This is a genomic window from Pseudomonas sp., assembly GCF_030684895.1.
Classification (GTDB): domain Bacteria; phylum Pseudomonadota; class Gammaproteobacteria; order Pseudomonadales; family Pseudomonadaceae; genus Aquipseudomonas.
On sequence record NZ_JAUXXP010000046.1, the window covers coordinates 138,775 to 161,439 of the forward strand.

The 22,665-nt window shown below is 62.3% G+C and carries 25 protein-coding genes; 13 read left to right on the forward strand and 12 right to left on the reverse strand.

All coding sequences use genetic code 11. The features are described 5' to 3' along the window. Positions 1-97: 97 nt before the first annotated feature. The 3 genes from Q8M42_RS09840 (at position 98) to Q8M42_RS09850 (ending at position 2,472) form a co-directional block, all read left to right on the forward strand. A complete protein-coding gene (locus Q8M42_RS09840) occupies positions 98-1,033 on the forward strand; it encodes an SdiA-regulated domain-containing protein (RefSeq protein WP_304863518.1) in 936 nt (311 codons plus the stop codon). Between the two features lie 84 nt (positions 1,034-1,117). Beyond that, entirely contained in the window at positions 1,118-1,465 is a 348-nt protein-coding gene (locus tag Q8M42_RS09845) for a YgiW/YdeI family stress tolerance OB fold protein (protein WP_304863515.1), read from the forward strand. Between the two features lie 89 nt (positions 1,466-1,554). After that, positions 1,555-2,472, forward strand: a complete 918-nt coding sequence (locus Q8M42_RS09850; protein ID WP_304863513.1) for an SdiA-regulated domain-containing protein — start codon at positions 1,555-1,557, stop codon at positions 2,470-2,472. Here the strand turns inward: Q8M42_RS09850 and Q8M42_RS09855 are convergent. Continuing rightward, positions 2,453-3,850 (reverse strand): NorM family multidrug efflux MATE transporter, encoded by a 1,398-nt coding sequence (locus Q8M42_RS09855; RefSeq protein WP_304863512.1) that lies wholly within the window; start codon positions 3,848-3,850, stop codon positions 2,453-2,455. The genes Q8M42_RS09850 and Q8M42_RS09855 overlap by 20 nt on opposite strands. Positions 3,851-3,988: 138 nt before the next feature. Between Q8M42_RS09855 and Q8M42_RS09860 the strand changes: the two genes are divergently transcribed. Beyond that, on the forward strand, positions 3,989-4,918 hold the full coding sequence (locus Q8M42_RS09860) for a LysR substrate-binding domain-containing protein (RefSeq protein WP_304863510.1): 930 nt from the start codon (positions 3,989-3,991) through the stop codon (positions 4,916-4,918). A 340-nt stretch (positions 4,919-5,258) separates the two neighbouring features. After that, complete coding sequence (locus tag Q8M42_RS09865) at positions 5,259-6,047, forward strand: gamma-glutamyl-gamma-aminobutyrate hydrolase family protein (protein ID WP_304863507.1); 789 nt, start codon at positions 5,259-5,261, stop codon at positions 6,045-6,047. A gap of 56 nt (positions 6,048-6,103) precedes the next feature. Here the strand turns inward: Q8M42_RS09865 and Q8M42_RS09870 are convergent, their stop codons facing one another. Further along, positions 6,104-7,603 (reverse strand): YifB family Mg chelatase-like AAA ATPase, encoded by a 1,500-nt coding sequence (locus Q8M42_RS09870; protein ID WP_304863505.1) that lies wholly within the window; start codon positions 7,601-7,603, stop codon positions 6,104-6,106. A gap of 39 nt (positions 7,604-7,642) precedes the next feature. Beyond that, a complete protein-coding gene (locus Q8M42_RS09875; protein ID WP_304863503.1) occupies positions 7,643-7,912 on the reverse strand; it encodes an accessory factor UbiK family protein in 270 nt (89 codons plus the stop codon). A gap of 426 nt (positions 7,913-8,338) precedes the next feature. On the opposite strand from Q8M42_RS09875, the gene glnK reads away from it, so the two are divergent. From glnK to sutA, 4 genes are all read left to right on the forward strand, one after another. Then, the gene (gene glnK / locus Q8M42_RS09880; protein WP_021700071.1) at positions 8,339-8,677 is read left to right on the forward strand and encodes a P-II family nitrogen regulator; all 339 of its coding nucleotides are present in this window, start codon (positions 8,339-8,341) and stop codon (positions 8,675-8,677) included. Between the two features lie 36 nt (positions 8,678-8,713). Continuing rightward, on the forward strand, positions 8,714-10,027 hold the full coding sequence (locus Q8M42_RS09885; RefSeq protein WP_304863484.1) for an ammonium transporter: 1,314 nt from the start codon (positions 8,714-8,716) through the stop codon (positions 10,025-10,027). Between the two features lie 79 nt (positions 10,028-10,106). Then, positions 10,107-11,357, forward strand: a complete 1,251-nt coding sequence (locus tag Q8M42_RS09890) for an ammonium transporter (RefSeq protein WP_304863481.1) — start codon at positions 10,107-10,109, stop codon at positions 11,355-11,357. A 258-nt stretch (positions 11,358-11,615) separates the two neighbouring features. Then, a complete protein-coding gene (gene sutA / locus Q8M42_RS09895) occupies positions 11,616-11,945 on the forward strand; it encodes a transcriptional regulator SutA (protein ID WP_090254597.1) in 330 nt (109 codons plus the stop codon). 150 nt (positions 11,946-12,095) lie between these two features. On the opposite strand, the gene Q8M42_RS09900 is transcribed toward sutA, so the two are convergent. The 6 genes from Q8M42_RS09900 to Q8M42_RS09925 are packed head-to-tail and all read right to left on the reverse strand — an operon-like array spanning position 12,096 to position 16,650. After that, entirely contained in the window at positions 12,096-12,791 is a 696-nt protein-coding gene (locus Q8M42_RS09900; protein WP_304863477.1) for an HAD family hydrolase, read from the reverse strand. Further along, the gene (gene xerC, locus Q8M42_RS09905; RefSeq protein ID WP_304863475.1) at positions 12,788-13,684 is read right to left on the reverse strand and encodes a tyrosine recombinase XerC; all 897 of its coding nucleotides are present in this window, start codon (positions 13,682-13,684) and stop codon (positions 12,788-12,790) included. The genes Q8M42_RS09900 and xerC overlap by 4 nt, the downstream gene beginning before the upstream one ends. 39 nt (positions 13,685-13,723) lie before the next feature. Then, positions 13,724-14,422, reverse strand: coding sequence for a DUF484 family protein (locus Q8M42_RS09910; protein ID WP_304863472.1), 699 nt, complete (start codon positions 14,420-14,422; stop codon positions 13,724-13,726). Next, positions 14,419-15,249, reverse strand: a complete 831-nt coding sequence (gene dapF, locus Q8M42_RS09915; protein WP_305284025.1) for a diaminopimelate epimerase — start codon at positions 15,247-15,249, stop codon at positions 14,419-14,421. Before dapF ends, Q8M42_RS09910 begins: the two co-directional genes overlap by 4 nt. A 12-nt stretch (positions 15,250-15,261) precedes the next feature. Beyond that, positions 15,262-16,515: a diaminopimelate decarboxylase gene (gene lysA / locus Q8M42_RS09920; RefSeq protein WP_304863468.1), complete on the reverse strand. Its 1,254-nt coding sequence runs from the start codon at positions 16,513-16,515 to the stop codon at positions 15,262-15,264. Between the two features lie 9 nt (positions 16,516-16,524). Beyond that, positions 16,525-16,650 carry a lipoprotein gene (locus Q8M42_RS09925; protein ID WP_304863465.1) on the reverse strand — a complete coding sequence of 42 codons (126 nt, stop codon included), beginning with the start codon at positions 16,648-16,650 and terminating at the stop codon, positions 16,525-16,527. A 123-nt stretch (positions 16,651-16,773) separates the two neighbouring features. Here Q8M42_RS09925 and Q8M42_RS09930 point away from each other — a divergent pair, with 123 nt between their 5' ends. The 4 genes from Q8M42_RS09930 to rnk all read left to right on the forward strand — a co-directional run bounded on the left by Q8M42_RS09930 (position 16,774) and on the right by rnk (position 18,911). Beyond that, complete coding sequence (locus Q8M42_RS09930; RefSeq protein WP_304863463.1) at positions 16,774-17,814, forward strand: AraC family transcriptional regulator; 1,041 nt, start codon at positions 16,774-16,776, stop codon at positions 17,812-17,814. A 50-nt stretch (positions 17,815-17,864) separates the two neighbouring features. Further along, positions 17,865-18,197, forward strand: coding sequence for an iron donor protein CyaY (gene cyaY, locus Q8M42_RS09935; RefSeq protein WP_090254611.1), 333 nt, complete (start codon positions 17,865-17,867; stop codon positions 18,195-18,197). Then, positions 18,178-18,384, forward strand: coding sequence for a DUF1289 domain-containing protein (locus tag Q8M42_RS09940; protein ID WP_304863460.1), 207 nt, complete (start codon positions 18,178-18,180; stop codon positions 18,382-18,384). Before cyaY ends, Q8M42_RS09940 begins: the two co-directional genes overlap by 20 nt. A gap of 116 nt (positions 18,385-18,500) precedes the next feature. Next, a complete protein-coding gene (gene rnk / locus Q8M42_RS09945; RefSeq protein ID WP_090254613.1) occupies positions 18,501-18,911 on the forward strand; it encodes a nucleoside diphosphate kinase regulator in 411 nt (136 codons plus the stop codon). A 9-nt stretch (positions 18,912-18,920) separates the two neighbouring features. On the opposite strand, the gene Q8M42_RS09950 is transcribed toward rnk, so the two are convergent. The 3 genes from Q8M42_RS09950 to Q8M42_RS09960 form a co-directional block, all read right to left on the reverse strand. Further along, a complete protein-coding gene (locus Q8M42_RS09950; RefSeq protein ID WP_304863456.1) occupies positions 18,921-21,776 on the reverse strand; it encodes a class I adenylate cyclase in 2,856 nt (951 codons plus the stop codon). Between the two features lie 178 nt (positions 21,777-21,954). Next, the gene (locus Q8M42_RS09955; RefSeq protein WP_304863454.1) at positions 21,955-22,200 is read right to left on the reverse strand and encodes a TIGR02647 family protein; all 246 of its coding nucleotides are present in this window, start codon (positions 22,198-22,200) and stop codon (positions 21,955-21,957) included. 177 nt (positions 22,201-22,377) lie between these two features. Beyond that, complete coding sequence (locus Q8M42_RS09960) at positions 22,378-22,647, reverse strand: hypothetical protein (RefSeq protein ID WP_090254619.1); 270 nt, start codon at positions 22,645-22,647, stop codon at positions 22,378-22,380. Positions 22,648-22,665: the final 18 nt, after the last annotated feature.

Genomic DNA, 22,665 nt, shown 5'->3' on the forward strand with positions numbered 1-22,665 from the left:
GAAGGGCACTTGGAGGTGCCCGCTGGCCTGGCGGTTTAACAGAAACTTAAGCGTTGCGCTCTAGTCTGATAGCCATCGTTCTGCTGAGTTGTGTGCGATGTCGATCTGGATTGCTCGGCTGGTGCGTCTGCGCTGGCTAATTGTCCTGCTGTTCCTGCTCGTGATTGGCCTGCTGGTGATGAGTTACCGTCACTGGGATGACCGCCTGTCCTTCTGGTTTCAACAGCAACAGGTGGGGGCTGCCGAGCAGCAGGCGAGCATCTGGTTGCCAGGCTATAAGGCCGTGCTGCAGGGCAAGCCGCTGCAGGGCCTGGAGGGTGATGAGGTGTCCGGGCTGACCTACAGCGCCGAGAGCGACACCCTGTTTACCGTAACCGGCAAATACCCGCAGCTGATCGAGCTGACCCTGGATGGTCAGGTGATGCGGCGCATCGATCTGCATGGCTTTTCCAACCCCGAGGGGGTGGAGATGCTGTCCGACGGTCGCCTGGCGATTATCGATGAGCGCAAGCGCACCTTGACCACCTTCAAGCTGGGCGCCCTGACCCGCCGCCTGGAGTTTGCCGAGCTGGCGTCCTTCGATCTGGGTTTTGCCGATGCCGGCAACAAGGGTTTCGAGGGCATCGCCTGGGACTCGCGCAACGAGCGTGTGCTGCTGGGTAAGGAGCGTGGCCCGCTGGGCCTGTTCAGCCTGCCGTTTCCGGGTGAAGACGGCGCGGTCGGAACCCTTGAACCGTTGAGTTCCGGGCATCTGTTTCTGCGCGATATTTCCTCACTGAGTTACGACGCTCGCACCGGCCATGCCCTGGTGCTGTCGGATGAGTCGCGGTTGCTGCTGGAAGTGGACGAGCAGGGTGAACCGGTCAGCTTTATCAGTCTGGCGCGCGGCATGAATGGCCTGCGCCAGGGCATCGGCCAGGCCGAAGGGGTAACCATGGATGGCGCTGGCAATATCTATATCGTCAGTGAGCCCAATCTGTTTTACGTCCTGCGCAAGGAACCAGTTGCTGAACAGCCCGCTGATGCGGATTAAGCGTGGCTTAAGTGCGGATTAAGCCTGGCTTCAGCTACGCCCTCTAGTCTGGCCCCATCACTTAACTGATTAGAGGGTTACCCCATGAAGCGTTTCACCTTGGCTCTGCTGCTGGTTCCACTGTTCTCCACTGCCGCGCTGGCCACCGGTTACACCGGCCCTGGCGCCACCACTCAGGTCACCACGGTGGCAGCGGCGCTGGATGCCGCCGATGACACCCCGGTGGTACTGCAAGGGCAGATCGTCAAGCGCCTGCAGGATGAGCTCTATGAATTCAAGGACGCCAGCGGCACCATCAATGTCGAGATCGACGATGAGCATTGGCCTGCCCAAGCTATTTCAGAAACGGCCGTGGTCAAGATCAGCGGCGAAGTTGATCGTGACCTGACCAGCCGCGAAATCGATGTCGAGTACCTGGAGCTGGTCAAGTAAGCCGCACCACCTTTTACCCCCCGTCAGCCCGAAGCCCTGCTTCGGGCTGACGCCGTTGTGTCACCCGTGATTGTTGAGAGTGAAGCGCCATGCGAGATCATTTCACCCTGAAGCGTCTGTTGCTCAGCCTGGTTGTGCTGGCGTTGCTGCTGCTTGGCTTGTTCGCCCAGGAATACCGCCTGTTTGAGCGCGCCTGGTTCAATGTGCAGCAGGCGGGCAAAGGCCCGTCAGCGGAGCGCGACATACTGCTGTCGGGCTATCAGGTGGATATCGAAGCCAAGGTGATTGAAGGGCTCAATGATGATGTTTCGGCGCTGACCTACGACCCGGACCGCAACAGCCTGTTTACTGTGACCAACCAGAAGGCGCAGCTGATCGAGCTGTCACTAGATGGTGAGCTGCTGCGGCGTATCGATCTGCATGGCTTTGGCGATGCCGAGGCGGTCGAGTACATCAGCCAGGGCCTGTATGTGATCAGCGATGAGCGTCAGCAGCGGCTGATCAAGGTGCGGGTCGATGACGCAACCACCGAGTTACATGCCGATCAGGCGCAGCAGTTCTCGCTGGGTATCGGTCTGAATGGCAACAAAGGCTTTGAGGGGTTGGCCTACGACTCGGTCGGCCAGCGTCTGTTTGTCGCCAAGGAGCGCGACCCGATACGCATCTACGAGATTCACGGCTTCCCCCAGCGTGATCCGCAGCGCCCCTTCGCCGTGCACGTGGTGGATGATCAGCAGCGCGATGCCGGGTTGTTTGTCCGCGATCTATCCAGCTTGCAGTTCGATGAGCGCAGTGGCCACCTGCTGGCGCTGTCCGATGAGTCGCGTCTGGTCCTGGAGCTGAACGTCGAGGGCAAGCCGATCAGCAGCCTGTCGCTGCTGGCCGGGCGCAATGGTCTGACCCGCAGCGTGCCCCAGGGCGAGGGCATCGCCATGGATAACCAGGGTGTGCTCTATCTGGTCAGCGAGCCGAATCTGTTCTATCGCTTCAAGAAACCAGGCGCCTAGCGGGTGACGTGAAGGCTGCGCCCGTCGGCTGCAGCAGGCGCGCAGTTTTCCACTCAAACCCCAGGGTCAGGCCGATGGCGGCACAGGCCAGGCCGCCGGCTAATCCCCACCAAACGCCTTCTGCGCCCCAGCCCAGCGGGAAGGCTAGAGCCCAGGCCAGTGGCGCGCCAACGGCCCAATAGCAGCCTAGGCCGACCCAAAAGGTGGTCTTGGCGTCCTTGAGGCCGCGAATCGCACCCATGGCGATGGTCTGGATGCCATCGAAAAACTCGAACCAGGCGGCAATCGCCAGCAGCGCCACGGCCAGGCTCACTACCTCGCTATAGGCGCTGTCCGTGTGATCGAGGAACAGCCCGACCACCCAGTGCGGCGCCAGCCAGAACAGGCAGGCGAATCCCAGCATGCACAGCGCACCCAGACCCAGGCCCAGACGGCCGGCCTGGCGCGCCTGCAGCAGGCGGCCGGCGCCGAAATGCTGACCGATGCGGAAGGTCACCGCGTAGGAAATCCCCACCGGCACCATAAAGGCCACGTACACCGACATGATCGCGATCTGGTGCGCCGCCAGCTGGCTGCTGCCCAGTGCGCCCATGCACAGCGCAGCAAAGGCAAACAGCCCCGACTCCACCGCATAGGTGCCGCCAATCGGCAGGCCCAGGCGCAACAGCTCTTTCAGTTCGGGCCACAGCGGCCGCAACAACCCGCGCCACAGTGGGTAAGGGCTGTAGGCGCTGTGGTGCAGCACATGCCAGGCCAGCAGCAGTGCCATGACATTCATCACCACGGCCGTCACCAGGCCGATCCCGGCCAGGCCCAGTGGCGGTAGGCCGAACCAGCCCTTGATCAGCGCATAGTTGAGCACGAAGTTGGCCAGTGCCCCGCCAATGCTGATGGCCATCACCGGGCCAGGACGGCCGATGGCGCTGGTAAAGCCGCGCAGCGCCATAAAACTCATGTATCCGGGCAGGGCAAACACCAGCGTTGAGAGAAACTGCATGCCGCCGCTTACGTTCTCCGGCTTCTGGCCGAAGTACAGCAGTGCCGGGGCCAGATTCCACAGCGCCAGGCCTGCCAGCAGCGCCAGGCCCCAACCGAGCCACAGGCCGTTCTGCGTCAGCCGGGTAACCCCGGCGGCGTCCTGCGCGCCGTGACGGATCGCCACCAGATTGCCGACCGAGGCAATCACCCCCACGCAGAAGATTGAGACAAAGGAATAACTGGCCGCGCCCAGGCCGCCGGCCGCCAGGGTTGCGGGGCCGAGCAGGCCCATCATTACCGTGTCGGTAAACACCATCAGCACATGTGCCAGTTGCGCAGCAATCAGCGGCCCGGCGAGTTTCAGGATGGCGCGCAGTTCGCCACGAAGCGGATGCAGCATGATGAGTTCTACTCAGTTAGAAGGCTTGCCCGGGTGATCCGCGCAGGCAGAGAATGCGCCTATTCTCATAAGCTGGCCGCAGTAGCACAAAAGGATAATAGCGATGACAGGCATGACTATTACTCATGGATGGCAAGCATGAGCCAGCGTTTGCCGCCGCTCTATGCCCTGCGCGCCTTCGAGGCGGCGGCGCGGCACAGCTCCTTTACCCGCGCCGCCGAAGAACTGGCGATTACCCAGAGTGCAGTCAGCCGGCATGTGCGTACCCTGGAAGAACACTTCGCTTGCCGTCTGTTTGAGCGTCGGGGCCGCAGCCTGCAGCTGACCGAAACCGCGCGCATGCTGCTGCCGGGGCTGCGCGATGGTTTCGAGGCGCTGGAGCGGGCCTGCAACACCCTGCGTGTCGACGACACGGTGCTGCGCCTGAAAGCCCCGTCGACCCTAACCATGCGTTGGTTGCTGGCGCGCCTATCGCGCTATCGCCTGAGCAGTGCCAGCGAAGTGCAGCTGACCAGCGCCTGGATGGATGTGGACAAGGTGGACTTTCTCCATGAACCCTTCGACTGCGCGGTGCTGCTCAGTCAGGGCGACTTCCCGGAGGAATGGGAGAGCACCGAGCTGTTCGCCGAGTGGCTGATTCCAGTCTGCGCGCCTGAGGCCTTGAGCGAGCAGTCCTGGGATCTGCCGCGTCTGCAGGCCGCCGAGCTGTTGCATCCCACCCCGGACCGCCGCGACTGGCGGCAGTGGCTGCAGGCCATGGGGCTGGCGGATCAGGTGCCGCTCAAGGGCGGCCAGGTGTTCGACACCCTGGAGCTGGGCATGGTGGCGGCGGCGCGTGGCTATGGCGTGTCGATCGGCGACCTGGTGATGGTCGCCGAGGATGTCGCGCAAGGCCGGCTCGGCTTGCCCTGGCCCAGTGCGGTGCCCAGTGGTTGCAGCTACTACCTGGTCTGGCCCAAGGCGCGCCGAGGCCAGGAGCGTTTTCGCCGCTTGCGTGATTATCTGGTGGCGGATGTGGCGGCGATGCAGCTGCCCGTGGTCGAGCGGGTGGGAAATCGAGCGCGCTAGCAAGTCGTCGCATAAGGCGTAAAAAATATTGGACTATCGTTTGCCGGCTTTATCAGATTTATGCTTTTAAAACAGTGGTTTACTTTGATTGGTTAGCTGAGTCGCCTGCTGCTTGCGGTCTGATTTCTTAACAATATGCGCGTATTTGTTTGACATATTTTACGGCTTTGGCAGACTGGCTTCAGGGTTGTGACTGCCAGATGAGCGTTTCTCGCGCATCTGCTGCCGCTGCGGCGGGCATCGAGACAGGCGCAATCAGCCGTAAAACAGAAGGCGCGCGACAACCGTCAGCCCTTCTGCACAACAACGGCAGCCAATCCCGGCTGCCCCAAGGTGATGTATGTCCAACAACAATACGAAACAGCGCCCAGGCGCGCGTAAACCGGTTGTCCTGATGTCCATGGGTGCTCAAGAGCGCAAAGGACATGCCTATCAAGTCATGACCCACAAATACATAACCCCCCTGGTCGAACTGTCGGGCTGTGTGCCGCTGCTGGCGCCCAGCTGCTGCGGCGTCGATGACATCGAGCAGTACCTGTCGATGGTCGACGGCGTGTACCTGACCGGTGCCGGCAGCAACATCGATCCGGCCCTCTACGGCCAGGAAAACCTGACCCCGAGCAAGGGCCAGGATCAGGACCGCGATCTGTTTGATATCCCACTGATTCGCGGCGCCCTGGCCCGTGGCCTACCGCTGTTTGGCATCTGCCGCGGCATGCAGGAAATCAACGTGGCCCTGGGCGGCACTATCCACCAGAAGGTTTACGAAGTAGCGGGCATGAATGACCACCGCGAAGACACCAGCGCGCCGGTAGCTGTGCAGTATGCCGACAGCCACAGCGTGCGTGCGCTGCCGGGCAGCTGGTTTGCCGAGCTGATGGGGCATGCGGATTTCCCGGTCAACTCGCTGCACGGTCAGGCCGTTGATCAACTGGGCGAGGGGATCGAAGCCCTGGCTCACGCCGAAGATGGTCTGGTCGAGGCGATTCACCTGCCGGGCGCCGAGCAGTTCACCCTGGCGGTGCAATGGCACCCCGAGTGGCAGGCGGCGCAGAACCCGCATTCGGTGAAAATCTTCAAGGCATTTGGCGACGCATGCCGTGAACGTGCAGCGCAGCGCGATCAGTAAGCGCCCTGGCTTTATATAAAGAAGCCCCGCATGCGGGGCTTCTTTATGGGCGCGATTCAGGCGCCGCTGATGCTGGGGCGGTACTGCAAGGCTTCACCCAGGTGGCTGCGGCTGATATGTGCGGCACTGTCCAGGTCGGCCAGGGTGCGCGCCACCTTTAGTACCCGATGTGCCGCGCGCAGGCTCAGGCCTAAGCGTTCGCAGGCATTTTCCAGCCACTGGCGGTCTTCGCCTTGCAGGCGGCAATGTTGCTGCACGCCATTGAGGTCCAGGTGGGCATTGGCGCAACCCTGGCGCGCCAATTGCTGCTGGCGCGCTTGCACCACCTGGGCGGCCAGCTCGGCGCTGCTTGGGCCGGGTTCGGCGTTGGCGTCAAGCCGGGTGGTTTCCCGTGGCACGCTGAGGTGCAGGTCGATGCGGTCGAGCAGCGGGCCGGAAAGTTTGCCCCGGTAGCGCTGGATCTGCTCGCTGCTGCAGCGGCAGCGCCCGGAAGGATCGCCCAGATGTCCGCAGGGGCAGGGGTTCATCGCCGCCACCAGCTGAAAACGCGCGGGAAAGCGCACCTTGTCGCGGGCGCGGGCAATCACGATTTGCCCGCTTTCCAAAGGCTCACGTAAAACTTCTAGCACTTTTCTGTCGAATTCAGGCAGCTCGTCCAAAAAAAGTACGCCGTGATGCGCCAAGGTAATTTCGCCAGGTTGTGGGCGGCTGCCGCCACCGACCAGCGCCGGGCCGGATGCACTGTGATGAGGTGTTCTAAAGGGTCTTTGCGGCCAGGCACTGAGCGGTGTGTGGCTGGCGACAGAATGAATCGCCGCCACTTCCAGCGCTTCCTGTTCATCCAGCGCTGGCAGCAGGCCGGGCAAACGGCTGGCCAGCAGGGTTTTGCCGGTGCCGGGTGGCCCTGTGAATAAGAGATTGTGCGAGCCGGCCGCTGCTACCAGCAGGGCGCGTTTGGCGGCGATCTGTCCCTGCACTTCGGCTAGGTCGGGGTAGGGCAGGATCTGGCGCAGCAGACCTTGGGCCTGATACGGCGCAATCGGCGTCTGGCCATTGAGGTGGGCGGCGACTTCCAGCAGGTGCTCGACGGCAATCACCGTCAGCCCCGACGCCAGGCTGGCTTCTTCGGCATTGGCCTTGGGCACCACTAAGGTGCGTCCGGCGGCGCGGGCGGCCAGTGCTGCCGGTAACACGCCCTGTACTGGGCGAATCGCCCCGGACAGCGCCAGTTCGCCCAGGCATTCGAGGTGTTCCAGTGCGCGGGCTGGCACCTGGCCGCTGGCGGCGAGAATGCCGAGGGCAATCGCCAGGTCGAAGCGTCCGCCGTCCTTGGGTAAGTCTGCCGGTGCCAGGTTCAAAGTAATGCGTCTAGGTGGAAACTCGAAGGCGCAGTTGAGGATGGCGCTGCGTACGCGGTCCTTGCTTTCCTTGACCGCGGTTTCCGGCAAGCCAACCAGCGCCAGCGAGGGTAGGCCGTTGGCCAGGTGGGCTTCGACGGTGACGGCGGGGGCTTCAACACCCACCTGGGCGCGGCTGTGGACTATGGCCAGGGACATCGATCACTCCTTGATCGGCTGATGCATCCGCGGTGGGCGTTACTCGCTGGTAGTTGGGGCGTCTGCGCCGCGTGCTTCCATCTCGGCCACTTTAGCTTCTAGTGCTTCCAGGCGCGCGCGGGTGCGAGCGAGTACGACCATCTGGCTGTCGAATTCGTCGCGGCTGACCAAGTCGAGTTTGCTGAAGGCGCTTTGCAGCAGCACCTTGAACTGGGCTTCGAATTCACCGCGCGGCAAGGGTGCGTCACCGTTGAACAGGCGCGAGGCGTGGGTGGTCAGGGCGTCTAGCAGGGCTTTAGGTGGCAGCATGGTGAGGTTCCGTTTGCAGATGGCGGCAGTGTAGCACGCAGCTTTATCCGCCTTGCCGGTGTGGCCGGCGCAGGGTTGGCGCTGCCTGCACAGTTTTCGCGCGCTGCCTGGAGGGCCATTGCACCGTTGTTGTGCGCTGGCGGTTGGCTAGTACCGGGCTAAACCGCCCGTTTGCCGGGTAACTGCATGAAATAAATCGGTTTTGCCTGTTCTGGCAAGCTTTCTGCTTTGTCTCTTGCGACGCATGCACCGATGCAGTTCCGGTGCGTCAGGCGAAGCGGGGAAGTGTTTCGTCGGGAGCGGTTGGTGAGCATCGGTGCCGCTGGGTCAGGGCTGCGATGCATTACAAAAGCCAGGCACTGCGCTTAGACTTGGGCCGGGTTCGTAATTCCTGGGGCAAGTCCACCATACACGGGAGAGAGTTACATGAAGCTAGTCACTGCCATCATCAAGCCGTTCAAGCTGGACGACGTCCGTGAGTCACTGTCGGAGATCGGCGTGCAGGGCATCACTGTCACTGAAGTCAAAGGCTTTGGTCGCCAGAAGGGCCATACCGAGCTGTACCGCGGCGCTGAATACGTGGTCGATTTCTTGCCAAAAGTGAAAATCGACGTGGCCATCGCTGACGATCAACTCGATCGCGTGATCGAGGCCATCACCAAGGCTGCTAACACCGGCAAGATCGGTGACGGCAAGATTTTCGTTGTAAACCTGGAACAGGCGATCCGCATCCGTACCGGCGAAACCGGCACCGACGCAGTTTAAGCCTCCGAACGAACCCCACGCCCCAGGAGTTAAACCATGACTCTGCGAAAAATCGCAGGGCTAGGAGCCCTTTTGTCTCTCGTTCCTGGCTTTGCCATGGCCGAAGAGGCAAGCCTGAACAGCGGCGACACCGCTTGGATGTTGGTCGCCACTGTACTGGTGCTGTTTATGACCATCCCCGGTCTGGCGCTGTTCTACGCCGGCATGGTGCGTTCCAAGAACGTGCTGTCGGTGTTGATGCAGTGTTTTGCAGTTACCGGGTTGATCAGCATTCTTTGGGTTGTCTATGGCTATAGCCTGGCCTTTGACACAACTGGCATGGAGCAGGGGGTACTCAACCTCAACTCCTTCGTCGGCGGTTTCTCCAAAGCCTTCCTTTCTGGTTTGACCCTGGACAGCCTGGTGGCTGGCGTTCCGGAGAGTGTCTTCATCACCTTCCAGATGACCTTTGCCATCATCACCCCGGCGCTGATCGTCGGTGCCTTTGCCGAGCGCATGAAGTTCTCGGCCATGCTGATCTTCATGGCGGTGTGGTTCACCCTGGTCTATGCGCCCATCGCGCACATGGTCTGGGGCGGCGACGGCGCGCTGATGTGGGACTGGGGCGTGCTCGACTTCGCGGGCGGCACCGTGGTGCACATCAACGCCGGTATCGCTGGTCTGGTGGCCTGTCTGGTGCTGGGCAAGCGCAAGGGCTTTCCTACTACGGCGATGCCGCCGCACAACCTCGGTTACACCCTGATCGGCGCAAGCATGCTCTGGGTCGGCTGGTTCGGCTTCAACGCAGGTTCTGCGCTGGCAGCCAACGGCAGCGCCGGTATGGCCATGCTGGTCACTCAGATTGCCACCGCCACAGCGGCGCTGAGCTGGATGTTCGCCGAGTGGATCACGCACCGCAAACCAAGCGTTCTGGGCATTGCCTCGGGTGCTGTGGCGGGTCTGGTGGCAATCACCCCGGCATCCGGTACAGCGGGGCCGATGGGCGCTCTGGCGATTGGTCTGGCCAGTGGGGCGATCTGCTTCTTCTGCGCCACCAGCCTGAAACGCAAGTTGGGTTATGACGATTCCCTCGACGTGTTCGGCGTACACGCCGTGGGCGGCATCGTCGGCGCCATTCTCACCGGGGCGTTCGCCGCACCGGCCTTGGGTGGCTTCGGCGAGGTGGAGAACATTCCGGCGCAGTTGTGGATCCAGTTCGAGGGGGTGGCCTTCACAGTGGTGTACACCGCGGTGGTGACCTTCGTGATTCTGAAAGTGATCGACCTAGTAATGGGCCTGCGTGTCAGCGAAGAGGAAGAGACCATCGGTCTCGATCTCGCCCTGCATAACGAGCGCGGCTACAACCTGTAAGCACACGGAGCGCGTCCGGAGCCAACCCCGGACGTCTTAACCGAATAGCGCTAAAAAGCGCAACGGCAAGAGGTGAACCATGGACAACACAGCATTGACTGCACTGCAGTACGGTTTTGATACCTTCTACTTTTTGGTTTGCGGCGCCCTGGTAATGTGGATGGCAGCGGGTTTTGCCATGCTCGAGTCCGGTCTGGTGCGAGCCAAGAACACCACTGAAATTCTCACCAAGAACATCGCCCTGTACGCAGTGGCGAGCATCATGTACCTGGTGATCGGCTACCACATCATGTACTCCAGTCCGGAAGGCGGCATCCTGCCAAGCTTCGGCTTTCTGCTCGGTGACGAGCACAGCGTTGAGTCGGTTCTGGCCGGCGGCGACGATGCACCTTACTACTCGGCGCGTTCGGACTTCTTCTTCCAGGTGGTGTTCGCCGCGACCTGCATGTCGATCGTTTCCGGTGCCGTGGCTGAGCGCATGAAGCTGTTTGCCTTCCTGGCGTTCGCCGTGGTCATGACCGGTTTCATCTACCCGGTACAGGGCTTCTGGAAATGGGGTTCGGGCTTCCTCAACGAAGCTGGCTTCCTCGACTTCGCCGGTTCCGGTGTAGTGCACATGGCTGGCGCAACTGCTGCTCTGGCTGGCGTGCTGCTGCTGGGCGCACGTAAAGGCAAGTACGGCCCGAATGGCCAGGTCAACGCCATTCCGGGTGCCAACCTGCCGATGGCAGCGCTGGGTACCTTTATCCTGTGGATGGGCTGGTTCGGCTTCAACGGTGGCTCGCAGCTGAAGATGAGCACCATCGAAGACGCCAACGCCGTGGCCAACGTGTTTGTTAACACCAACATGGCGGCTGCCGGTGGCTTGATCGCTGCGCTGATCGTGGCACGCATCCTGTTCGGCAAGGCCGACCTGACCATGGCCCTCAATGGTGCCCTGGCTGGCCTGGTGGCCATCACTGCCGAGCCGCTGACTCCGACTGCCCTGCAAGCAACCCTGATCGGTGGCGTGGGTGGCGTGCTGGTGGTGTTCTCGATCCTTGGTCTGGACAAGCTCAAGCTCGACGACCCAGTCGGCGCCATCTCCGTTCACGGTGTGGTCGGTATCTGGGGCCTGCTGGCTGTCTGCCTGACCAATAGCGACGCTACTCTCGGCGCACAGCTGCTGGGTATCGGTTCGATCTTCGCCTGGGTCTTCGTGGCCAGTCTGATCGTCTGGTCCATCATCAAACTGGTGATCGGCCTGCGCGTTACCGAGGAAGAGGAATACGAAGGCGTGGACATCGCCGAGTGCGGTATGGAGGCCTATCCGGAATTCACCAAACGTTGATTTCGGCTGGTTTCAACAAGGGCGCCTGAGGGCGCCCTTTGTTTTTTCTAAATGCCCATTAAAGGTTGTGGTTTTTCCGCATCTGCGCGGTTGTGATGGAGCGGCAACAGACCCTAGAATGCGCGCCGTTGAGCGCAGTTCGTCGATGCGCAGCGCTCAGCCCAAGGCAAGGCCACTGGAATTTTTATCAGCGACGTTAGAAAGCTGACGCAGCTGGGCTATAACTACTCTGCTTTTCGCAAGTCATGAGGTTGGAACATGAGCGACGAAGATCTGGAACACGACGAATTAGAAGGCGCTGACGAAGACGAAGGCGAGGAGCTGGCTGCCGCCGATGATGGTGACAGCAGCGACGATGGCGACGGTGACGACGAAGTCGTACCAGCCAGCAAAAGCAAAAAAGCCAAAGCCGCCGTCGATGTAGAAGAGCTACCGAGCATCGAAGCCAAGCAGAAAGAGCGCGACGCTCTGGCCCGCGCCATGGAAGAGTTCCTCTCTCGGGGTGGCAAGGTGCAGGAAGTCGAGCCGAATGTGGTCTCCGATCCGCCCAAAAAGCCGGACAGCAAGTACGGCAGCCGCCCTATCTAAGGGCCTGCCGTAAAACAAAAAGCCCGCATGCCATAAGCGTGTGGGCTTTTTTGTGCGCGACGCCTTGTCAAGGCAGGCAGATGACTGTGTAGGGTGGAGACGCGTTATCCATCCACCGCTCATGGTCGGCCAGAACCGCGCCTCTGCAGCCTACGCCCAGCTATGCAGCAGCGCCGGCAGCTCGGCCAGGCTGCGGATCTGTCCATCCGGGGTGTTATCGGCCTCCCAGGCTTTGCCCTGAGGGTTGAACCAGATCGCCCGCAAACCGGCAGCCTGCGCGCCAGCAATGTCGTCGCTAGGGTGGTCGCCGATATGTACCGCGTGCTCGGCGGCAATTCCCGCGCGCTTCAGCGCTTCGGTGAAGGGTTTCGGGTCGGGTTTGCCGACGCCCAGTTCCTCGGCGCACAGGGCGAACTGGAAGTAGTCAGCCAGGCCCAGACGGCGCACATCGGCATTGCCGTTGGTGATCACCCCGAGCTGAAAGCGATTGGCCAGGGCTTCAAGGGTTGGATGCACCTCGGCGAACAGTTCGACCTGATGGCGCGCAGCGAGAAACACCTGAAAGCCAGCTTCGGCCAGCGCCTGCGCATCGCTGTGTGGGTAGCCGGCGTCTGTCAGGGCATGCAGCAGAATGCGCCGACGCAGTTCGCTGAGGCGATGCTTGAGCATCGGTTCGGCCTGCAACAGGGTGGCGCGAATCGACCACAGGTGTTCCACCGGCACCGCACCCAGGCGTGGCGCATGCATGGCCAGCCAGTTGCGCAGCGCCGCTTCGGCGTCCTGCATCACCGGGGTGACATCCCACAGGGTGTCGTCGAGGTCGAAGGTGATCAGCTGAATGCTCATTCTGTGCTGCCTTTGCGTTTGGCCCGTGGGTGAGCCTGGTCATAGACCGTGGCCAGGTGCTGGAAATCCAGGTGGGTGTAAACCTGGGTGGTGGCGATGTCGGCGTGGCCGAGCAGCTCCTGCACCGCGCGCAGATCCTGGGAGGATTCCAGCATATGGCTGGCAAAGCTGTGGCGCAGCATATGCGGGTGCAAGTGCTGGCCCAGTTCACGCACGCCAGCCTGGCGCACGCGCAGTTGCACCGCACGCGGGCCGATACGCCGGCCCTGTTGGCTGATAAATACTGCACCATCGGCCGGGTTGGCCAGTGCGCGCAGCGGCAGCCATTGCTGCATAGCTTCGCGCGCCATGCGCCCAAGCGGTAGTTCGCGGGCCTTGTTGCCCTTGCCGATCACCCGCACCAGGCCGGCGGGTAGATCGAGGCCGTCCAGGTTGAGGCCGACCAGCTCTGACAGACGCAAGCCTGATGAATAGAACAGCTCAAGCATGGCCTGGTCGCGGCGGGCGATAAAGTCGTCTTCCAGCGCGCCGTCGAGCAGCTGCGCGGTGCGGTCGGCATCCAGGGTTTTCGGCAGGCGGCGTTCGCCCTTGGGCGGCGTCAGGCCGCTGGCCGGATCACTCTGGCAGTGGCCTTCACGAATCAAATAACGATAGAGACCGCGGGTGGCCGAAAGCAGACGCGCCAGGCTGCGACTGGACTGACCCTGCATATTCAGGCGGCCGACCATACGGCGCAGGCGCGCGGTATCGAGGGCGCTCCAGCTGTCGATCTGCTCTTGGCTGCAGAACGCTAACAGCGTGCTCAGGTCGTGGCGGTAGCCAATCAGGGTATGGGAGGAAAGCTGGCGCTCGCTGCGCAGGTGTTCGAGGTAGGCGTCCAGGAGGTCGTGCATGGAAGCTCCCTGCGGTGCAGTCGGTGCGATATGCAGTGGTTAGCGCACCGAGCGCAATGGAGTAGCAAAGCCCGGTACGACGCGTGCCAGCACTTCGGCGATATAACCGAGGAACAGTGTGCCCAGCGAACTTTTGTAGTGCTGCGGGTCGGCACTGCCAATTGCCAATACGCCATGCAGACCTTGATAGGAGATGCTCACCACTGCCGCCGAGCCGACTTGCGCGCCGTCTTCGCTGCCGAACAGGAAGTTCAGCTCATGCTCACGCAATACGCCGCAGATGGTTTTGCCACCGGCCAACAGGCCGCCGATGGCTTGATGCGCTTCCGCGCTGCTGACCGAGCGGCCGACCGGCAATGGCGCCTCGCTAAACAGAATCAGGCTGACGAAGGGCACCTGAAACTCGCGGCGCAGGCTGTCTTCAACGCAGCTGACCACTTCTTCCAGGCTGCTGGCGTCGAGCAAGTCGAGTACCAGGCGGCGGGTCTTGTCGAACAGGCGGTCGTTGTCGCGGGCCACGTCCATCAGTTGCGAGAGGCGATGACGCATCTCGATATTGCGCTCGCGCAGCAGTTTCACCTGGCGCTCGACCAGCGACACGGTGTCGCCGCGCTGGTGCGGAATGCGCAGCTCGGGGATCAACTCGTCGTGGTCGATAAAGAACTCCGGATGCAGGCGCAGATAAGCGGCAACTGTTTCCGAATCCAGTGGCTTGGGTGAATCCTGCTTGTCGGTCATAAACGAACCTGTCCTTCGTACACGCGTACTGCGGGTCCGCTCATCATAACGGGCTGGCCAGGGCCTGCCCACTCGATGATCAGTTTGCCGCCGGGCAATTCGATCTGCACCGGTGAGTCCATCCAACCCTGGCTGATCGCCGCGACCACTGCTGCGCAGGCGCCGGTGCCGCAGGCCTGGGTTTCCCCGGCGCCGCGTTCCCATACACGCAGCTTGGCGTGCTTGCGGTCGACCACTTGCAGAAAGCCGACATTAACCCGCTGCGGGAAGCGCGGGTGGTGTTCAAGCTTCGGCCCCAGGCTGTGCACCGGCGCGTTGTCGACGCTGTCGACGCGCAGCACGGCATGCGGGTTACCCATGGACACGGCGGCCAGCTCAACGGTCTGCCCGTCGACGGCCACGCAGTAGCTCAGCGCCTGCTGGTCGGCCTGGAAGGGGATATCCGCCGGCACCAGGCGCGGCGCGCCCATGTTGACGCTGATTTGCCCGTCGTTGCGCACGTCCAGTTCGATGATGCCGCCCTTGGTTTCCACGCGCATCTGCTTCTTCACCGTCAGGCGCTTGTCCAGCACGAAGCGGGCGAAGCAGCGTGCACCGTTGCCGCACTGTTCCACTTCCGAGCCGTCGGCATTGAAGATACGGTAGCGGAAATCCACGTCCGGGTTGCTCGGCGGCTCGACCAGCAGCAACTGATCGAAACCTACGCCGGTGTGGCGGTCGCCCCACTGCTTGGCGTTCTTCGGCTGGATATGCGCGTGCTGGCTGACCAGGTCGAGGACCATAAAGTCGTTGCCGAGGCCGTGCATCTTGGTAAAGCGCAATAACATCGCCTTGTCCTTTTAACTCGCGGGCGGCAGGCAGCTTTCGCCCGCAAAGAGTTCGCTGAGCGTCTCACGACGACGCACCTCGAAGGCGTGTTCACCATCCACCATCACCTCGGCGGCGCGGCCGCGGGTGTTGTAGTTGGAGCTCATGACAAAACCGTAGGCACCGGCCGAGCGCACGGCCAGCAGGTCGCCTTCGGCCAGGGCCAGCTGGCGATCCTTGGCGAGGAAGTCGCCGGTCTCGCAGATCGGCCCGACGATGTCGTAGTTGCGCGTCGCGCCATCGCGCGGCTGCACCGCCACCACCTCCATCCAGGCTTGGTAGAGGGCCGGGCGGATCAGGTCGTTCATCGCCGCATCAACGATGGCGAAGTCCTTGTGCTCGGTGTGCTTGAGGTACTCGACCTGAGTCAGCAGCACGCCAGCGTTGGCGACAATGTAGCGGCCCGGCTCGAACACCAGGGCCAGGTCGCGGCCGGCAATGCGCTCACGCACGGCCTTGATGTAATCGCCGGCCAGCGGCGGTTGTTCATCGCGGTACTGCACGCCAAGGCCGCCACCCAGATCCAGATGCTTGATGCGGATGCCGTCGGCGGCGAGCTGATCAATCAGCGCGAGCAAACGGTCGAGGGCATCGAGAAACGGCGGCAACGTGGTCAGCTGCGAGCCGATATGGCAATCGACACCCACCACCTGCAGGTTTGGCAGCGCGGCGGCGCGGGCATAAACGGCCGGGGCCTGCTCGATATCGATGCCGAATTTGTTTTCTTTCAGGCCCGTGGAGATATACGGGTGGGTGCCGGCGTCGACGTCCGGGTTGACCCGCAGCGAGATCGCAGCTGTCTTGCCCAGCTCGGCGGCGACCAGTTGCAGGCGCTCCAGCTCGTCGGTGGATTCGACGTTAAAGCAATGTACGCCGACTTCCAGGGCGCGGCGCATGTCGTCACGGCTTTTGCCAACGCCGGAGAAGACGATCTTGCTCGGCTCGCCGCCAGCGCTCAGTACGCGCTCCAGCTCGCCACGGGAGACGATATCGAAGCCGGCGCCGAGGCGCGCCAGGACATTCAGCACGCCGATATTGGAGTTGGCTTTCACCGCAAAGCACACCAGATGCGGCATGCCCTGCAGGGCATCGGCATAGGCGCGGTACTGCGCCTCGATGTGCGCACGCGAGTAAACGTAGGTCGGCGTACCGAAGCGTTGGGCGATGGCGGACAACGCCACGCCTTCCGCGAACAGCGCACCGTCGCGGTAGTTGAAGGCGTTCATAAGCTGTCCTTATTCGGTTTGCGCAGGCGCTGGCTGGCTATCTTCCGGCAGGTACAGCGGGCCTTTCTGGCCGCAGCCCGCGAGCAGGGCGCTGACGGCAAGCATCGCGACAAAGGCAGTAAATAACCGCTTCATGGTGGAATCCTTGTAATAAAGCATGATTGCGCCGGAGTATACCGACCCCCCGGCGCCTTGCCTATGCGCCGGGGTTCCCGTCGGGCGGGGCTTTGCCCCCATCGCCAGCGATCAGGAGACTGGATGGACAACCCCTTACCCGTGAGCAGCTCGGTTTCCGTTGCCTACCTGCAAGGTTTGCTCGATTACCTGACGCGCCAGGGTGTCGACAGCGCTGAGCTGCTGGAGCGGGTGCAGCTCAGCCCGCAGATTCTCGCCCAGCGTGATCAGCGCATCGCCGCCAGCACCTACCTGGAACTGCTCGGCCACGGCGTACGGCTGACCGGCGATGAGCAGCTGGGTCTGCACCTGGGCGAGGCGGTACGCCCCGGTTATTACGGCGTGCTCGGTTATCTGATCATGAGTTGCGCAACCCTCGCCGACGCATTGCATCGTCAGGCGCGTTACGCCGCGTTGGTCGGTAATCTGGGGCAGGTCGATCTGGCTGATGAGCCGCCGCGCCCAGGGCTGGAGCCGCTGGTGGCGCACAGCTGGCAGCCGTTGTTGCCGCAGCAGAAACGCCAGCTCAGTGAAGAAACCTTGGCCGGTTGGGTGACGTTTGGTCACTGGATCAGCGGCCTGGATATTCCACCGACCGAGGTGCGTTTCCAACATGCGGCGCCAGTGGACACCGCCGAATATCAGCGGATTTTTCGCTGTCCGGTGCTGTTCGATCAGGCCGACAACGCCCTGGTATTCCCCAAGCGCCTGCTCGCCACGCCGCTCGGTCAGGCCGATGCGCAGGTGCGCCTGATGCTCGATGCCTATGCCGATCGTCTGCTCGGTGAGATCCAGCAGGGCCATAGCGTGCTCGATCGCGCGCGCCTGGAATTGTCCCGCCAGCTGCCGGAAGTGGGCGCCGACCTGCAGCAAATCGCCGCGCGTTTGGCGCTCAGTCCGCGTACCCTGCAGCGGCGTTTGCGCGAAGCCGGGTTATCCTTCAACCAGTTGGTGGATGAAACCCGCCAGCAGCTGGTGTTGCATTACCTGCGCGACCCGGCGCTGGAGCTGGCGGAAATCGCCTTTCTGGTCGGCTTCAGCGAGCCCGGTTCATTGGCTCGCGCGTTTCGCCGTTGGACCGGGCAGAGCCCAGGCGAATACCGCCGCCAGCTGAAAGATCATTAATCACTGCAGACCAAGACGTTGCAGTCGCTGAATTTTTTGAGGTAGCCGTAATGAGTTTGACCGAAGCCCGCTTTCACGATCTGGTCGATGCCACCCAGCAGGCGGTGGAAGATATTTTCGATGACAGCGACCTGGACCTCGACCTGGAAAACTCCGCCGGGGTGCTGACTGTGCGTTTTGAGAACGGCACTCAGCTGATCTTCAGCCGTCAGGAACCGCTGCGCCAACTCTGGCTGGCGGCGCGTTCCGGTGGCTTCCACTTCGATTACGATCAGGCCAGTGAGCGGTGGATCTGCGACAGCAGCGACGAGCAGCTGGGCGAAATGCTGGCGCGCATCACCCTCGAACAATCCGGTGCCGACCTTGAGTTCGAAGAACTCTGACGGCGCGGGCCAGGAGGTCGCCTCGCCCTGTCGTCGCCAGTGTTGTCTGGATGATCAGGATGTCTGCCTGGGCTGCGGCCGCACGCTGCAGGAAATTCTCGGCTGGAGCAAAGCCGACATGGTGGGCAAGCGCGCGATCTGCGCGGCTGCCGAAGCCCGTTTGCAGCAGCGTCACGGCATACCTTGACCGGGCGGTCTTGTTTATTTGAGTGGCTGTGATACGGTCGGTCTAACCCCTGCAAACCCCATCTCCTTGATGGGGTTTTGCTTTTTTGCCTTTTAGGTAGGAGATGTATTCGCACCATGACCAGCGCACCTTCGCTCACCATCACCCGTCTTGACCTGCAGCGCCTGGAGCACCTGCTCGACAGCCTGGATGACTTCGGTCCCAGTGCCATCGCGTTGCAGGCCGAACTTGATCGCGCCGACGTGGTTGGCCATGACGAGGTGCCGGCCGGGGTGGTGACCATGAATTCGCGGGTGCATTGCCGTGAAGAAAGCAGCGGCAAGGATTACCACCTGACCCTGGTCTACCCGCAGGACGCCGGTGGCGAAGGCTGTGTGTCGGTGCTGGCGCCGGTCGGCACGGCCCTGCTGGGGCTGTCCGTGGGCCAGCATATCGACTGGGCCGCGCCCGGCGGCAAAGTGCTCAAGCTGACCCTGCTGGCGGTGGAATATCAGCCGGAAGCGGCGGGCGAATACAGCCGCGCCTAATTCCCCCGCTCAGGCCTTCTGCAGTGCCTGATTCAGCGCCGCTTCCAGGCGGCTTTTGTAGCGCAGGTAATGCACGCTCTGCATATGCCCCTCACCGAGTACCGCCGACAGATCGAGGTCGGTGATGTAGCAGGGGTAGCGCGCGCCATCGCGGCGTTGCGCAAGGATGTGCTGGGCGACGGCGGCGAACAGGTCGCCGGCATATTCCAGCTCCGAGAACTCGCGGTGATTACAGTACAGGGTGACGTGTGAGCGCTTGCCATCGGCCGGTTCGACGATGGCCTGCACGTCATAGAACGGGTGGCTGATCGGTGACAGCGGCGGTGGTCGGCGCTCCAGGCGCTGGGCGCGCAGCGGTGCATCGGGCAGCACTTGGTAATAGAGAATCTCCAGCGGCTGATGCGCCGGCAGATTATCCAGCGGCAGCAGGGCGTTGCGCCGGTACAGCACCGATTGCAGAAAGCGTTGCAGCGGCGTCAGCAGGCTCTGTTCATCACGGAACGGCATCTGCTGACGCCACAGCGCGTTGTGCTCGTCGAGCACGCTCAGTTCGGCCGTAGCGCTGGCTTCGTTCAGCCGGTAGAACACCTGAATGCACTGCGGTCGCCCGACGGGAAGAATCAGCGCCAGGTCTTCACCTTCCAGAGCGCTACGATCCAGATGCAGCTCGCTGTAGCCGGGCAGCTCCTCACCCAGGTGTTCGATCAGCGTGGGCAGATCTTTCAGGCTGGTATGGCTGACGTGGCCGGGCTTCAGTTCCAGCACGTGGTAGTGCTGCTTGATCTGCAGCAGGTAGCGGTTGGCCTGTTCGCTGCTGAAGCTGCCGAGGGTTTCGCGGAACAGTTCTTCGACCCGCTCGGCAATCGCCGTAGCACGGTTGCGGCAGAAGCAGCGCACCCGCAGGTTGGGTTTCTTGCCTTTGCTGGGCAGGCTGTTGAGGAAGTCGCGCAGGCAGTCGAGCAGCGCATGTGGGCCGTGATAACGGGTCACCAGCAGCTCGTTCCAGCTGTTCAGGGTGACCTGATCGATGGTCAGAATCAGGTTCTCGCGCACCCCGGAATAGCCCAGCGCATCGGTGCGCTCGGTGGTCATGTGCATGTTCATCTGGCTGAACTGCTTGAGCGGGTCGATGCCGACGTTGACCAGCAGCAGCACCTCACCGGGCACGCTGGCGCTAAGCAGGGCGGCTTCGTCAACGGCCGGCAGGGGCAGCGGCACCACCTGCTGCAGGCTGCTGAGCAGGTTGGACAGCTCGTACTCGGTCAGGTCGCTGGAGCCTGGGTGCAGTGACAGCCGCGTGCTGTTGTCGATCACGCCATTGCGCTGGCACCAGGCAAGCAGTTCGATCAGCTCGCGCGAGCGCTTGAGCGGCGAGAAGTCTTCCAGGTCCTGGGCGTTGACGCTGCCACTGTAGAGCGCCCAGAGGGTTTCATTGGGCTCGTCCGGGCTGGGGCTCTGCGCCAGGGTCAGGGTGTCTTCGGCCAGGTCCGGGGCGATGCCCGGGTTGATAAATTCGATCTTGCCGGCCTTGCGCTCGAAGGCGGCGTAGAGGCGGCGGCCGAGGATGCCCAGGTCGCGGCTGTTGAGCGAGCTGCCGGCATGTTCGCTGCGGGCGAACTCGGAGAGGAAGCGGTAGCTGTAGGTCAGCTCGTTAACCAGCATGCGCCGTTCGGCGCTGACCTGGCGCACCTTCCACTGGCTGCGGCTGTCGAGCATTGCCAGCTGGCGGCTGTCCCAGTTCCAGTCGCGGGTCAGGCGTTCCAGCAGCAGGCGTTGCCAGCTCTTGCGGTTGTTGCGCGGTGGGCGGCTGAGCTTTTTGTCGACCTTGAGGTACAGGCAGCGGCGGATCAGCTCCAGGCGTTCATGCTCGCCACGGGCTTTGAGATACTCCTCCAGACGTCGGTAGACCACGATATAGGGGTCGAGCTCATCGACGTCCAGGCGATTGGCGAACACCGCCTGCTTGAAGCGCAGCGACAGGCATTCGACCTTGGGGTGTTCGCTGGCGTAGACCTCGGTCAGCAGCAGCTTGAGCACCGATTTGTAGGGCGACTCGATGCCCTTGAACAGCTGCCACATGCCGGCGCCGATAAACTCTTCCGGCGGGATGCGCGCCAGGTGGCCGAGATCGAGCACGTCCTCGGCGCGGATAAAACGCTTGGCCAGCAAGGTGCTGGTGTAGTGCTGATAGCGCTGCTCTTCATACACTGGCACCAGCCACCACAGCGGCGTGCGCCCGCCGAGCCAGATGGCGGTGCGGTAGAACTCGTCGAGCAGCAGATAGTGCTGGGTGGTGCCGCAGTCATCCGAGGTCAGCTGCGCCTCGCGCTCGCCCTGAGTGAAGCGTGCCGGATCGATAAGAAAGAAATGCGCTTCGGCGCCGAAGGTGGCTGCCCAGCTTTCCAGCAGTGCGCATTTTTTGTTTAGTTCATGCAGTTGCTGCTGGCTGAGGTCACTGGCGTGACACACCCAGAAATCCATGTCGCTCTGTTCGGCCTGGGCCACAGTGCCCAGGCTGCCCATCAGAAACAGGCCGTGGATAGGCAGCGCTTGTTTGCCGCGATACGGCTTGTAGACGAACGAGCGGGTCAGGCGCTGCACTTCGGAGAGCAGTTCGTCGTCCGGCTCGAAGCCGCTGAGGCCGGCGGGGGTCAGCCCGGAAACGTAGCCCGGCAGCAACGGGTGATTGACGTGGAACAGCAGCGGCAACAGCTTCAGCACCAGTTGCTGGCGCGTCGACAGCGCCTGCATGGCGCGTTGCAGTCGGCCCTGGTTGAGTTTGAGGAAGCGCGCACGCAGCTGCGTCAGTACCTTGCGGTCGATACCGTCTTCAATGTCCGGGCGAATTTCCTCGGTACGACTCATGCTCAGGCTCTGCAGGGCGGTGCGTGATCATGCCTTGCCAGGTGGCTGGCGGACGGCTGCGGATACTGGGTTATCGCCTGCGTCGCGGGCAGCTTGAGGACGCCGCTGCAACGCAGGCTGGGTTGGCTGATAAACAGTTTTGACTGTCGCTCTAACTGGCGATGTCCACGGTCGCTGTTTAGGCCGCTTCGGTCACATTGAGAATGGTCAGCAGAACTTGCGCGTGTTCGGCGGCGTCGAGGCCTAGGCTGGTCAGGTAGCCGCCGTCGGGCTGGTTGATCAGACCTTTGTCGTGTAGGCGTTGGGCGGCGGCAATCGCCGAGGGGGCGGCAGTGTGGTGAACCTTGATTCCTTCCTGAGTGGTGCCCAGGTTATACAGCGCGAGGATTTCCAGTTCGGCAATCAGTTCGGGGGTAAAGGCCATAAGTACTCCAGCTTCTTGTTTTAGTGAGCTGCGGCCGGCGGCGGCAGCACCCGCTGCGGTAAATCGGCTGAAACAACAGGCAGCCTGCGAAGGCAGTGTAGTGAAGCCCCAGGCAGTCTGCTGTGACCTGATGCTGCCAGAAGTTGGCGCGTTGTGGGTTAAATTTTTCCGGGTGGTTTACGGTGCCTGTTCGGGCAGCTCGGGCAAGGCGCGCAGGCCCTGCTCGTAGCGGGCAAGATCGAAGGGGCGGTCGTCGCGCAGCATGACGTCGATTTCATCGGCCAGCACCAGGGCCATCAGCTCGATAATCTCGTCGCGCTCGTAACCGACCAGACTCAGCTTATTCAGTACAGCCTGGACGAAGGCTGGTTCGCCGGCTTCCAGCTGGTTTTCGATGGCCTGGATCAGGGTGTCCTGGGCGAAATCTTCGTCGTCTTGCTCGCTCATATGCTGCTCCAAAAGAGT